Here is a 13,520-nt window from a genome sequence, read left to right as displayed (position 1 = left end):
TTAAAATAACTCATAACAACAAAAAAACAGGTCATCACTAACGATTGTATATAACCTCTAAGTGATGATCTGTTTATTTATTATCAATCCATGTCAATTTATTATAAAGCTTATTTTAAGGCTGCATCAATTGCACTGTATGACATATCAAATGCCTCTGCCACGCCTTTGTTTGTCAACTGTCCATTAATAGTATTTAAACCTAATGCCAATGCTGGGTTATCTTGTAGAGCCTTTAAATAACCTTTACCAGCAAGCTGTTGTGCATATGGTAATGTAGCATTATTTAATGCAATCGTTGATGTTCTTGGAACTGCACCTGGCATATTTGCCACAGCATAATGGACAACACCATGTTTTTTATATGTTGGCGCATCATGTGTAGTAATATGATCCGTAGTTTCAAAAATACCACCTTGGTCAATGGCAATGTCAACAATTACAGCCCCGTCTCTCATACCTTTAACCATTTCTTCAGTTACCAAGTTTGGTGCTTTTGCACCTGGTATTAATACTGCTCCGATAACTAAATCACTATCTTTAACACAATTCTCTATATTTAAAGGATTTGACATGATAGTATGCACTCTACCATCAAACAAATCATCAATTTCTTGTAAACGTTTTGGATTTACATCTAAAATTGTAACATCTGCACCAAGTCCTAATGCAATTTTAGCTGCATTTGTTCCGGCTTGTCCGCCACCAATAATAGATACACGGCCTTTAGATACACCCGGTACGCCACCTAATAAGATACCCATACCGCCTTTATATTTTTGTAAGAACTCTGCACCAATTTGAGCTGACATACGTCCCGCTACTTCACTCATTGGTGTCAATAGTGGCAATGAGCGATCAGGTAATTGCACAGTTTCATACGCAATACCTACCACTTTATTGTCTAATAACGCTCTTGTTAATTTTTCTTCGTTTGCCAAATGTAAATAAGTGAATAAAATTAGCCCCTCTTTAAAGAATTGGAATTCTTCTTCCAATGGTTCTTTAACTTTCATCACCATATCTACGTCCCATACTTCGGATGGTTCCTTAACAATTTTAGCCCCTGCTTCTGTATAGTCAACATCTTCAAAATATGACCCCAAACCTGCAGATTGTTCAACTATTACAGTATGTCCTTGTTCAACTAAAGCGTGAACACCACTTGGTGAAAGACTCACCCTGTTTTCATTATTTTTTATTTCTTTTGGAATACCAATAATCATTACATCCACCTCCAAATTTATAGTAACGCGTATCTTATGAAAGCGCAATCATAGTTTAGGGAATTTTTACAACATTTAAATTGTGTTAATATTCTGTAAATGGTGGTATACTATAACCAAGAAGAATTAAGGAGGTAATTGTGATGCTAACTTATAAAAATATTTTAATTGCTGTAGATGGATCACATGAAGCTGAATGGGCATTTAACAAAGCTGTAGATGTTGCAAAACGTAACGACGCGAAACTAACAGTCGTAAATGTAATTGATTCTAGAACTTACTCATCATATGAAGTATATGATGCACAGTTCACTGAGAAATCTAAGAACTTTTCCGAAGATCTTCTCAACGGCTATAAGGAAGTCGCTACAAACGCAGGTGTCGCAAATGTGGAAACACGCTTAGAATTTGGTTCACCTAAAGCTATTATTCCTAAAAAATTAGCTGCTGATGTAGATGCAGATTTAATTATGTGTGGTACATCAGGACTCAATGCTGTTGAACGTTTTATCGTAGGATCTGTATCTGAAGCAATTGTTCGCCATTCACCTTGTGATGTATTAGTCGTTAGAACTGAAGAAATCCCAGAGGACTTCCAACCACAAGTAGCAACTGATGAATTCAGATCACAATACCAAGCTCGTTAATATTGATTGTATATTACTTTGTTGGTCATTAGACGCGCAGTAATATAATCTCAAATATTTTCTAGATAAATGCCTAAGTTATAATTACTTAGACAAATGAAAATCGACAATTTCTATTGATATCACATAGAAGTTGTCGATTTTTTATTCATTAAAGATATAACTTAAATCACCCTACTAATTTCAAAAGCTAACATTCAAACTAAAAATTTCACGTCACCTACACTGTAAATTTCTCAAACCTGAAGTTGCATTAATATGAAAATTATCATATTAATCCAATTGATAAATTATCTTCATGTTCACTTCATAAATCTACTTTATGATAGATTTAACTTAAAAATGAAAGGATGAAGCGCATGCGCAATTTAAACAAATTAATCATTTCTAGTATTACAATTGGTATGATCTCAATTACAACTCTAAACTCCCCTACATACATAGATGCTCAATCTCAACAAAACCATTCAGTTGAACATTTGAAATGGATAGATACAACAACCATACCTCACAATCAATCATACAAAGGCACAACTGTTGGTGGTTTATCAGGTATCTCGTACGATGCTAAAAACAACAATTGGTATCTAGCAAGTGATGACCGTTCAGAAAAGAGTCCGGCAAGATTTTACGAAGCAAAAATTAATTATAATCAACATGGCTTTAAGCACACAAAATTCACTAATGTACATACATTTAAACAACCTGATGGTTCAAGCTATCCAAATAAAAATAAATACCAACACCAAGAGAATCAGGCAGTGGCAGACATAGAATCAGTTAGAATAGATCCAATAACACAAAACATATTATATACGAGTGAGGGTGACCGTTCCTTAGGCTTAAACCCCTTTATAAGAGAAGCTGATTCAACCGGTCAGTTTCTTGCTGACATACCTATTACAAACAATATAAAAATGGATAAAGATAATAAACATGGCTTTAGAAATAACCTTGCGCTAGAAGGCAGCACATTTTCAACAGACGGGCAGTCAATTTGGACTTCAATGGAAGGTTCACTGCTACAAGACGGACAAATATCAACTACACGTTCTGGATCGTTTTCACGAATTACTCAATATAATCGTAATGGTGAGTTAATATCAGAATATGCATACCCTCTCGATGCTGTACCTGGTAATCCTGGTGCAAATAAGACAGCAGAAAATGGCATTTCCGAAATGCTAGCGATTAATAATCATGAATTTTTAGCATTGGAACGTGCAAGTGTCCAATCAGCTGACGGAGCATACCATAATTATGTACGTATTTATAAATTTGACACTAAAAATGCTACTGAAATAAAAAATATGGACTCAATTAAGGATAAAAAAATCAAACCTGTTCATAAACAACTAGTTGCCAACCTAAATGAACAGGACATTGGTAAGATTGACAACATTGAAGGTATGACATTTGGCAAGCAATTACCAAATGGCAATGACAGTCTAGTACTTGTGACAGATAATAACTTTAATCAATCACAAAAAACTGAATTAATTGCTTTTGAAGTTCAACCAGAAGATAAATAAAACTAATTGTGTAATTTTAACAATTCAATATTTATGATAAATTTATAATTTCACAAAAAAGTAGTCACCCTATAGACAATATAGAGTGACTACTAATATGTTATGAAGCGTTTATCATATTAATTTTCTCTAGGTAACTATTATTTAACGTTACCAAATTCAACAACATCTCTTGCAATCATAACTTCTTCATTTGTAGGAATTACAATGACTTTTACTGGAGAATGTGGATAGTTGATAAAGCCTTCTTCACCGTGGATACCTTCATTCTTCTTAGCGTCCCAGTAAACTCCCATAAATTCCAAACCTTCTAATACTTTGGCTCTTACTGGATCAGAATTTTCACCGACACCTGCAGTAAAGACAATAACATCTACGCCATGCATACGTGTCGCATATGAACCAATATATTTATGAATTCGAGATGCAAATACGTCTAATGCAAGTTGCGCTCTTTCTTTACCTTCTTTAGACTCTTCAATGATGTCACGCAAATCACTAGAAGTTCCAGAAATACCAAGTAATCCTGATTCTTTGTTCAATGTGTTTAATACTTCTTCAGCACTCTTACCTGTTTTTTCCATAATAAATGGAATTAAAGCAGGGTCGATATTACCTGAACGCGTACCCATAGTTACACCTGCTAATGGTGTGAATCCCATTGATGTATCTACAGATTCCCCGCCATCGATAGCAGCAATTGATGCACCGTTCCCAATATGACAAGAAATAATACGCAATTCTTCTAATGGTTTACCTAGTATTTCAGCTGCACGTTGAGATACATATTTATGGCTCGTACCATGGAAACCGTATTTTCTAATGCCGTATTCTTCATAATATTGATATGGCAAACTATAAAGGAATGATTTTTCAGGCATAGTTTGGTGGAATGAAGTATCAAATACAGCAACATGTGGAATTTCTGGTAACAATTTACGGAAAGCACGAATTCCCATTAAGTTTGCAGGGTTGTGTAATGGTGCCAATTCGCTTAATGATTCGATTTGCTTTTCTACTTCATCAGTAACATATACTGATTCAGGGAATAGCTCTCCACCATGTACAACACGATGACCTGTACCATCTATATCATAAATACTGTCGATAATACCATGCTTTTTAAAGCTTTCTAACATAATATTTACGGCATCTTCATGATTCGCGATATCGTTTACTTCTGTAATTTTTTCTCCATTGACTTCAATAGTAAAAATAGAGTCCTTTAAACCAATTCTTTCGATAAGTCCTTTAGTAACAAGATTTTCGTCCGGCATTTCAATAAGTTGAAATTTCAATGATGAACTACCAGCGTTAATGGCCAAAACTAATTTTGACATAAACATAATGCCTCCAATTTTAATTAAGTTTTTTATATCCATATCTATTTAATCATTAATACAGGTTGAATTCAAGAGTATTACAGTTTAATTTTCAGGGTGATTTTGCTCCATCCATGCATTCAAATCTTGTAAAAATGCCTGGAACTGTTGTGGGTTTTTAAAGTCAGGTATATTGGCAAGCAATACTTCTACAGGTTTCGTGATTTGAGCTTCTTTCTTCTGTAGCACTAATATTGATTTACGTGCATTTTCATTTTTAAACAATGTTGCAGGTAAATTTAAAAATGCTTGCATTTCTGTTTCTGTTGCAATGAAATTCTGTAACTGTTTCACATTATCACCTTCAAAGATATTGCTCGGTACTACTAAGAAAGCGTAACCTGATTGTTTCAATGCAGTTACTGCTTGTTCTATTAATAAATGATGAGAATAACTATGCCCCTCTTTAAAGCCCAGTGCCATTTCTTGGCTTCGATCATCAACTGGATAATAACCAATAGGTAAATCCCCAATAACGACGTCTGCATCTTCAAAAGGCAGTGGCATAATTGCATCTTGTGGGTAAACATCAAATGGTATTTCTAAGAAATTAGCTAAGTGAACGCTCACTCTTGATAATACTGGATCTACTTCAACTAAATGATGCATTAATGTATGATCAGATAACACTTCATGTACTGAAGCACTTAAATGACCTGCTCCACTTGCGATATCTGCGATGTGCATTTCTTCATTTTTCTTTAAAAAACGTTGTGCTAAAAATCCAAGAATCAAACCAATAGAGTCAGGTGTGATTTGGTGGTTCGCTTGTATATCTTCTTGTTGTAGTAAGCTTAGATAAGAAAATTGAAATGCCTTTCTACGATCTTGTAATGTAGCCTGTTCTAAAAGGTCTCTATTATTTCTATATATATCTTCCATAGCTAGCCCTAAGTTTTCAATAAAGCTTTGACCATTTTCCTCATTTAATGATTTTGCCTTTTCGTCAAGCGCTTTAAATAATTTTTCCATTATTGTTACTGTTTCTTCTTGTGCCATTTAATAGTCCTTTCTAAAAAAACTGTCCATAATTCGTTTGAAATAAGTTAATAACTAACTCATATTACCAAATAATTATGGACAGTATGCTTTATAATGTCAATGATACTGTTTGATTGTTAAACTACAGTTACTAAGTTAAAAGTTTTTCAATCACACATTTATTAAATTATAAGTTTTTATATGCTGCTAATGCAGATTCGAAATCAGGGAAATCAGTTCCTTCTGGAACGATTTCAGTATAAACAACTTTATTATCTTTATCTAAAACGAATACTGAACGTGCTAATAAACGTAAGTCATCCATTACTACACCATAATTTTTACCAAATGAAAGATCTTTATGGTCACTTAAAGTAACTACGTTATCTAAACCATTAGCTGCACACCATCTTTTTTGTGCAAATGGTAAATCAGCAGAAATCGTTAATACAACACCTTCTTCTTGTGCTGCTTCTTCGTTAAATTTACGTGTTTGTTGATCACATACACCTGTATCTATAGATGGCACAACACTAATTAATTTCTTTTGGCCATCATAAGTTGATAAATTCACCGCATTTAAGTCGTTGTCTAATACTGTAAAGTCCGGAGCCACATCTCCTTCGTTTACTTGTGAGCCTGATAATGTCATTGGTTCTTGTTTAAATGTAATTTGCGTCATTTGTACGCCTCCTATAAATAAGTGCTTTCCTTTACATTATAACTTTTTATAGTCTTGAAATAAAATTTTCTGATTTAAAATCGTTTATAATTACTTTAAATAATACAAATCATTCATTTTTTCAAAATAAATGTCACTTTATCATTATCCCAATTATATAATAACTCATATTGAATAACGATTAATGCGTTCATTTTACGCAACATCAAACTCCAACTATCTTACAAGATTTTTTATGTTAATTGAAATAATTTAATACATATAAACAGTGCTACTAACAACAAAGACCGCATCATTAACAATACATGTTAATGATGCGGCCATCCCCTATTTATATTGAATTGATATCATTAGAACTTATGACATTTGTGTAATATAATCATAAATATTTTTAATAATTAAAATGGCAGTTACAACTATAAATAATCCTTTTACATAGCCTACACCTTTTTTAATAGCAAATTGTGCGCCAACATAAGACCCTGCAATCATGCTTACTGCCATAATCAAACCATAAAAATAATCAACTTCATGTAGACAAATAAACAAGATGAGTGCACCTAGGTTCGAAGCAAAATTAAGTACTTTTGCATTACCAGCTGCACCTAAAAAATCAAAGCCAAACATTAATAAAACAAATAACATAAACGAACCGGTACCTCCACCGAGGAAACCATCATAGAAACCAATTAAACACATAAGTGAAACAAATAAAATGGCCTTACCTAGACTAAGTTTCGTAAATGTTCGTACACTGCCCCAGTCCTTTTTCACTAATGTGTATATCATCACTAATGTTAACACTACAATTACAACCGGCTTTAAAAGTTCAGCAGGTAGAAATGTAGCAACACTTGCCCCAATCATTGCCATGACAAAAATAATCGGGAACAGTTTAGCAACTATCTTTAAATCTACTTTACCAGAGCGCAAAAATCTAAATGCGCTCGTCATCGAACCAAAGGCACTGGCTAATTTATTCGTACCCAACGCCATTGAGGGTTGCATTCCGACTGCTAATAATGCAGGGATAGAAATCAGTCCACCACCGCCCACAACAGCATCTATAAATGCTGCTAAAAATCCTAATAATATCACTATAATTACTATTGATACATTCCACTCTAACATTTGATTACCCCTTTATATTCATGATTTCAAAACAGTTTACACTTTAGCTACCTAAGCTTGACGTACATATTTCATGAATTAAAATAAATCGTCTGCCAGTGCTTGTGTTTCTGTATCTTTATCACTTTGATAATCTTTAGTTATAGTTAGTGTTTCAATACCATCCACCGCTTCTTGAACAAGTGGTTCAAAATCAAAGCCATCTTCATACTTTTCAACTTTATCAAAATCAGGTTCAGTAACAGGATTCTTTGGCGTGAAAATCGTGCAACAATCTTCAAATGGTTGAATTGACACGTCATAAGTGCCAATTGCTTTAGCCTTTTTAACAATTTCTTCTTTATCCAAAGTTAACAATGGACGTAATACAGGCGTAGAAGTGACATGATTAATTGCATACATACTCTTTAACGTTTGACTTGCGACTTGCCCTAAATTCTCACCATTTACGATAGCATTAGCATCAATTTGATGTACTAATTTATCAGCAACACGCATCATCATTCGTCTTGTAGACGTCATTGTATAACGTTCATGAACCACTTTATTTACTTGTTTCTGTAATGTGGTGAATGGCACAATATGCAATTTGATAGGACCCACATGTGCAGATAAGATACGTGTCAGTTCAATAACCTTTTCCTTTGCTTTCTCACTTGTAAACGGCGGACTATGAAAGTGAATCGCTTCAATCGTAACACCGCGGCGCATGACTTCCATACCTGCAACCGGAGAATCAATACCACCAGATAACATCAATAATGTCTTTCCACCAGTGCCAACAGGCAAGCCGCCCGCCCCTGGAATAACTTCATCATAAATATACACTGCGTCTAAGCGTACCTCTACCTTTATCGTATGGTCTGGGTTGCGAACATTGACAGATACATGTTCAGCCCCTTGTAATACAGCGCCACCAACTTCTCGTTGTATTTCATAAGTATCATATGGAAATTGTTTATCTGAACGTTTCACGTCAATCTTGAAAGTGTCACCGTCATTATATCCTTTAGCAAATTCAATTGCTTGCTCCTTAATAGCATCCATAGTTTTGTCTATTTTTAGGACTGGACTGATAGAATATATGCCAAAGACTTTCGATAGCCTTTGACTCATTTCTTTAATATCTGCACCTTCTTCTAGTTCGATATACATTCTATCTCTATTAGCTTTCACTTTATACCCTTGTAATGGCATTAATGAACGCTTTACATTTGAACGTAATTGATTGACGAACATCTTACGATTTGCACCTTTTAATGTTAATTCGCCATACCTTACTAATAAATGATCATATATCATTTTAACAACTCCCTTACTTCTTCATATACTGCTTTAAATTTATCTTTAAAGGTTTCAATATCATTGTCTGTCGTATTAGCGCCTAATGATATTCGAATACTTCCTTCGATTTGAATTGCTGGTATACCCATTGCCAATAGTACTTCATTTAAACTTGATTTCTTAGACGAACATGCACTTGTTGTTGATAACATAACATTGTGTTTAGAAAAGGCATTCACTAATACTTCACCTTTAACACCTGGGAACCCAATATTTATGATATGTGGTGCAGCTGCACTTGGTGAATTAATGATTACATTGGGAAAGTTCTGTATATAAGCCTTGATCTGTTCATTGTATTGATTGAGTTGTCTATTTAATGATTGCGTGTGCTGTACAGCATATTTCAAGGCTTTAACAATAGAAATATCGACTGGTAAATTAACTGTCCCACTACGCAAGCCATATTCCTGACCTCCACCTTGCATGACAGGTATGATTTCATGTCTATTACGAACAAATAGTACACCTTGTCCTTTTAGACCATTAAACTTATGCCCACTTAAACTCAAAGTATCCACACCATCAAAAATTAACGGCACTTTGCCGACTGCTTGCACTGCATCTACATGTAAATGTGCTTTAGGATATGCACTGACAATATCTACAATTTCTGTAATTGGTTGTATTTGTCCCATAATATTATTGACATGCATACAAGTCACTAAGCCTACCTTATCATTCATTAAACTCTGTAAATGTTTAAGGTCTATTTGACCTTCTTTAGTAACATCAACATATTTAATCGTAAAGCCTTCTTCTTCTAAAGCACGGACCACTTCTAATACTGAAGGATGTTCCAAAACCGAGGTTATAATTTCATTTGCAAATAATTTTTTCTTACGTGCAACACCTTGTAGTGCAATATTATTTGATTCTGTCGCGCCACTTGTAAAAATAATATCAAATTCATTATCTAAATTAAACAATGATTTGATTTGTGCCTTAGCTTGATTTAATAATTGTTCTGCTTGTAAACCAGCCTGATGTGGACTATTAGGATTAAAATATAGCGATTGATTCACCTTTAAAAATGTATCTAAAACATCTTGATTTGGTTTGGTCGTAGCAGCATTATCAAGATATATCACAACGTTATCCTCCTCAATTAATTTATTACTTATCATGGAATTGGTAATATTTATAACCTAGAATATAATTTATCTTACAAATTAAACATTACCTAAATGATTTAAAGTTCCTTAATATTTAATAGTACATTTATAAATGTACTTACCCTTTTAGCATTATACTCGTATTTCCAAAAAAGAAAAGACACGAAATAATAAAATCATTTCGTGTCTTTCATCTACCGTTCTACATTTAAAAATAATTAACCAGTCACTTGAGACTCAATGTGCTTTGTAACACCAGGCTCAACACTTTCTAAAGCTTGTTCTGAAATTTCAATTGAACGTTTATATCTATTATTTTTAAATAATCGTTCTGCTTCATTCAAGCTCTTATCTACGCCTGAATTATCTTTACGGTAACGATTACCATATTCGATTAATTTCTCTGCATAAACTGCATTTACCAAGACATCTGTAGCTTCGTCTTCAAATTTATTCATTTGTAATACGACTTTAGCTACTTTATCCTTTAACTGCTTCACATGAATTGGACGCACACTGAACTTTTTATTGACCTCTCTTACTTCGTAGTCAATTTCATTTTTCATAATAATAAATCTTTCAGGTACACTTGGTAAATTAGATGCAAGTAGCTTTCGATATACTTCTTCTTTTTTACTTTGGACGCGTAAGATATTTTCTTCGGCTTCAGCCTCATCTTCACGTAATTGAATAAGATGGTTTTGTAATTTTTCTTGTTTGTCATTAATAACTTCAACATGTTCTTCAATGTATTTCAAGTTATCTTGAACTTCACTATATCTTACAGCAGTCTTTGACATTTCCTTTAATATTTCATCATATACAGAAATTAGATTCTGAATTTCATTTTCAAACTGTCGTACATTTTGAACATCACTTTCGTTAATATAGTAATTTTCACGTACATATTCAATTTCAGTTTGTAATGTATAATTCATTTCCTTTGCTCTAAATAAATTATCTGTAATGACTTCTTTTGTTTCTTCTACATCATTTTTCGCTTTCACTTCATGTTCAATCAATTCATACATTTCGTCTAAACGATCATTAATACTGTTTAACTTATCGTTCGCGTCATCCAGTTCTAAACGACTAATCATAGGCTCAACAAAACTCAATTCCGTTTTTAAAGTTTGCAAATTACTATCGACCTTCACGTGATCAAGATCATAACCTTCAACCTTCAAGTCTCTACAGCCATATTTCAAATCTTGGAATTGACCTGGTAATTCTTTTTGAGCTTCCCTAATCAAGTCAGGGATTTCAGTCATGTCCTTTTTCAAGTAATTCATATCTTCATTTAATAATTTGATATGATCGTGAGCTTGATTATAATTGCCTTCTTCCTTTAAAGCTTCATACTGTTCCATTTCAGGCACAAATGATTCAATTTCTTGTTCTAACGGTTCTGCAGCTTCTCCAAATTGGTGTCGGTTTGCTAGAACATCTCGTTTCATCTCACGATAATCCACTTTGCATGCTTCATATAATTTGTCGTTTTGTTTATGTACAGATTGAATTTGTTCAACATCAGCAGTTACTTTTTTATAATTCTCTTCGTATTGATCCATTAACTCATGCGCTTCATCTATTTCTGTTTGAGCTTGTGAAAATTTAAATTTATATAATAGACCTTCTGCGTTATGGATTTTTTCGTCAAGTGGTTTCAAGTATTGCTGTTTGCTGTCTTCTGACGTTTTGTTTAGGCGATCATATGTAGATTTTGTTTCACCTGTTAATGTTAAATTTGATAACTGAGATACACTTTCATCGTATGGTAATTTTTCTACCTCAGCCTTTCGTTCTTCAGCCTTTTCAATCATTTGGCTTTTATTAGAACGCATATAGAATAATACACCGATAATAATCAGTACTATAACAATAATTGCTAAAATGATATACAACGCCATATGTTCTTCTCCTCCTATTTTATCACTACCTATTATAACGTACTTACCCACTTCATTAAAATAGAAATAGATGAATTGTTAAGAATTTATTTTATTTTAATAAGCAAATCAAACTCAATATTATAAATTTTATAAGTCCGATTGATAAAACCCTTCCAAATCATTTGATTGATTACTATTAAAACAGTCTTTATACTAAATGAAAAGTAAAAAGTGAGGTAATAAAGATGACCGAAGTAAAAGAAACAAATTATAGTTTATTAAGAAAGCAAGTTGCAAGTTTAATTGAAGATGAATCAAATGTCATTGCAATACTCAGTAATGTCTCTGCATTGTTAAATGATAATCTGGACCAAATTAACTGGGTCGGTTTCTATTTAATGGAAAATGGTGAACTCATCTTAGGTCCTTTCCAAGGTCATCCTGCTTGTGTCCATATTGCTGTGGGCAAAGGCGTATGTGGCACTGCAGTTGCCGAAGACAAATCACAATTAGTTGAAGATGTTAATGCATTTCCTGGTCATATTGCATGTGATGCCAACAGTAAATCAGAAGTGGTAGTACCCATACACAAAGATGGTGCAGTGATTGGTGTACTAGATATTGATGCACCTATTATTGGTCGATTTACAACAACTGATCAAACCGAATTAGAAGCGATTGTCAAAGTGATTGAACAACAAATTTCATAATCAAACATGCTCAGTATTTAGTTTAAACTTGGATTAACTATTGACAGATTGATATAGCGTGTTAAAATGTACTTTGTGTGAATAAACGAAAATAGCAGTTGTATATTAGTTGGCTCTATGTTGTTCCCGATGCGGGCGTGCCGTGTAACCGTAGCTATAAGGCGAGGACACATAAAACAATATATCCAAGTAAGCATGCAACACTCTTTTTTGTTTTTTCATAACAACAAAAAAGAAAAAGGAGGAGTCTTATTATGGCTCGATTCAGAGGTTCAAGTTGGAAAAAATCTCGTCGTTTAGGTATCTCATTAAGTGGTACTGGTAAAGAATTAGAAAAGCGTCCTTACGCACCAGGTCAACACGGTCCTAACCAACGTAAAAAATTATCAGAATATGGTTTACAATTACGTGAGAAACAAAAATTACGTTACTTATATGGAATGACTGAAAGACAATTCCGTAACACATTCGAAACTGCTGGTAAACAACATGGTGTACACGGTGAAAACTTCATGCAATTATTAGCTGCTCGTTTAGATGCAGTTGTATATGCTTTAGGTTTAGCTCGTACTCGTCGTCAAGCACGTCAATTAGTTAACCACGGTCACGTTGAAGTTGACGGTAAACGTGTAGATATCCCATCTTACACATTAAAACCAGGTCAAGAAATTTCAGTACGTGAAAAATCTCAAAAATTAGATATCATTGCTGAATCAGTTGAAATCAATAACTTTGTACCAGATTACTTAGAATTTGATGCTGACAACTTAAAAGGTAAATATATCCGCGTTCCAGAACGTAGTGAATTACCTGCTGAAATCAACGAACAACTTATCGTTGAGTACTACTCAAGATAATATCTTTTATCTTGCAAACCC

12 protein-coding genes are annotated in these 13,520 nt (G+C 33.7%); 4 read left to right on the top strand and 8 right to left on the bottom strand.

Going from position 1 to position 13,520, the window contains the following annotated elements:
* Window positions 1-110: 110 nt before the first annotated feature.
* Window positions 111-1,226, bottom strand: coding sequence for an alanine dehydrogenase (ald, locus tag ACY191_RS07815; protein ID WP_042738431.1), 1,116 nt, complete (start codon window positions 1,224-1,226; stop codon window positions 111-113).
* A 143-nt stretch (window positions 1,227-1,369) separates the two neighbouring features.
* On the opposite strand from ald, the gene ACY191_RS07810 reads away from it, so the two are divergent.
* Window positions 1,370-1,873 (top strand): universal stress protein, encoded by a 504-nt coding sequence (locus ACY191_RS07810; RefSeq protein ID WP_042738430.1) that lies wholly within the window; start codon window positions 1,370-1,372, stop codon window positions 1,871-1,873.
* Between the two features lie 359 nt (window positions 1,874-2,232).
* Window positions 2,233-3,405, top strand: coding sequence for an esterase-like activity of phytase family protein (locus ACY191_RS07805; RefSeq protein WP_042738429.1), 1,173 nt, complete (start codon window positions 2,233-2,235; stop codon window positions 3,403-3,405).
* A gap of 140 nt (window positions 3,406-3,545) precedes the next feature.
* Here the strand turns inward: ACY191_RS07805 and ACY191_RS07800 are convergent, their stop codons facing one another.
* From ACY191_RS07800 to ezrA, 7 genes are all read right to left on the bottom strand, one after another.
* Window positions 3,546-4,745: an acetate kinase gene (locus tag ACY191_RS07800; RefSeq protein WP_042738428.1), complete on the bottom strand. Its 1,200-nt coding sequence runs from the start codon at window positions 4,743-4,745 to the stop codon at window positions 3,546-3,548.
* Between the two features lie 87 nt (window positions 4,746-4,832).
* Window positions 4,833-5,786: a class I SAM-dependent methyltransferase gene (locus tag ACY191_RS07795; RefSeq protein WP_107512808.1), complete on the bottom strand. Its 954-nt coding sequence runs from the start codon at window positions 5,784-5,786 to the stop codon at window positions 4,833-4,835.
* Window positions 5,787-5,955: 169 nt separating this feature from the next.
* A complete protein-coding gene (tpx, locus tag ACY191_RS07790) occupies window positions 5,956-6,450 on the bottom strand; it encodes a thiol peroxidase (protein ID WP_042738426.1) in 495 nt (164 codons plus the stop codon).
* A 357-nt stretch (window positions 6,451-6,807) separates the two neighbouring features.
* The gene (locus ACY191_RS07785; protein ID WP_042738425.1) at window positions 6,808-7,581 is read right to left on the bottom strand and encodes a sulfite exporter TauE/SafE family protein; all 774 of its coding nucleotides are present in this window, start codon (window positions 7,579-7,581) and stop codon (window positions 6,808-6,810) included.
* Window positions 7,582-7,659: 78 nt separating this feature from the next.
* Window positions 7,660-8,883, bottom strand: a complete 1,224-nt coding sequence (gene thiI, locus ACY191_RS07780; protein WP_042738424.1) for a tRNA uracil 4-sulfurtransferase ThiI — start codon at window positions 8,881-8,883, stop codon at window positions 7,660-7,662.
* Window positions 8,880-10,016: a cysteine desulfurase family protein gene (locus tag ACY191_RS07775; RefSeq protein WP_042738423.1), complete on the bottom strand. Its 1,137-nt coding sequence runs from the start codon at window positions 10,014-10,016 to the stop codon at window positions 8,880-8,882. Before ACY191_RS07775 ends, thiI begins: the two co-directional genes overlap by 4 nt.
* Before the next feature lie 242 nt (window positions 10,017-10,258).
* Entirely contained in the window at window positions 10,259-11,950 is a 1,692-nt protein-coding gene (gene ezrA / locus ACY191_RS07770; protein WP_042738422.1) for a septation ring formation regulator EzrA, read from the bottom strand.
* Window positions 11,951-12,177: 227 nt separating this feature from the next.
* Here ezrA and ACY191_RS07765 point away from each other — a divergent pair, with 227 nt between their 5' ends.
* Both ACY191_RS07765 and rpsD read left to right on the top strand, forming a co-directional pair.
* The gene (locus ACY191_RS07765) at window positions 12,178-12,642 is read left to right on the top strand and encodes a GAF domain-containing protein (RefSeq protein ID WP_107512807.1); all 465 of its coding nucleotides are present in this window, start codon (window positions 12,178-12,180) and stop codon (window positions 12,640-12,642) included.
* Window positions 12,643-12,896: 254 nt separating this feature from the next.
* The gene (gene rpsD, locus ACY191_RS07760) at window positions 12,897-13,499 is read left to right on the top strand and encodes a 30S ribosomal protein S4 (RefSeq protein ID WP_042738420.1); all 603 of its coding nucleotides are present in this window, start codon (window positions 12,897-12,899) and stop codon (window positions 13,497-13,499) included.
* Window positions 13,500-13,520: the final 21 nt, after the last annotated feature.

This window comes from Staphylococcus sp. TCBT05 (genome assembly GCF_055179755.1).
This window is presented reverse-complemented; position numbering and strand designations above follow the sequence as displayed.

What these genes read in the sequence shown, in the direction of transcription:
- ACY191_RS07805 (WP_042738429.1), top strand. Translation starts at nt 2,233, where the DNA reads ATGCGCAATTTAAACAAATTAATCATTTCTAGTATTACAATTGGTATG.
- ACY191_RS07795 (WP_107512808.1), bottom strand. Translation starts at nt 5,786, where the DNA reads ATGGCACAAGAAGAAACAGTAACAATAATGGAAAAATTATTTAAAGCG.
- ACY191_RS07785 (WP_042738425.1), bottom strand. Translation starts at nt 7,581, where the DNA reads ATGTTAGAGTGGAATGTATCAATAGTAATTATAGTGATATTATTAGGA.
- tpx (WP_042738426.1), bottom strand. Translation starts at nt 6,450, where the DNA reads ATGACGCAAATTACATTTAAACAAGAACCAATGACATTATCAGGCTCA.
- thiI (WP_042738424.1), bottom strand. Translation starts at nt 8,883, where the DNA reads ATGATATATGATCATTTATTAGTAAGGTATGGCGAATTAACATTAAAA.
- ACY191_RS07765 (WP_107512807.1), top strand. Translation starts at nt 12,178, where the DNA reads ATGACCGAAGTAAAAGAAACAAATTATAGTTTATTAAGAAAGCAAGTT.
- ACY191_RS07800 (WP_042738428.1), bottom strand. Translation starts at nt 4,745, where the DNA reads ATGTCAAAATTAGTTTTGGCCATTAACGCTGGTAGTTCATCATTGAAA.
- ezrA (WP_042738422.1), bottom strand. Translation starts at nt 11,950, where the DNA reads ATGGCGTTGTATATCATTTTAGCAATTATTGTTATAGTACTGATTATT.
- ald (WP_042738431.1), bottom strand. Translation starts at nt 1,226, where the DNA reads ATGATTATTGGTATTCCAAAAGAAATAAAAAATAATGAAAACAGGGTG.
- rpsD (WP_042738420.1), top strand. Translation starts at nt 12,897, where the DNA reads ATGGCTCGATTCAGAGGTTCAAGTTGGAAAAAATCTCGTCGTTTAGGT.
- ACY191_RS07810 (WP_042738430.1), top strand. Translation starts at nt 1,370, where the DNA reads ATGCTAACTTATAAAAATATTTTAATTGCTGTAGATGGATCACATGAA.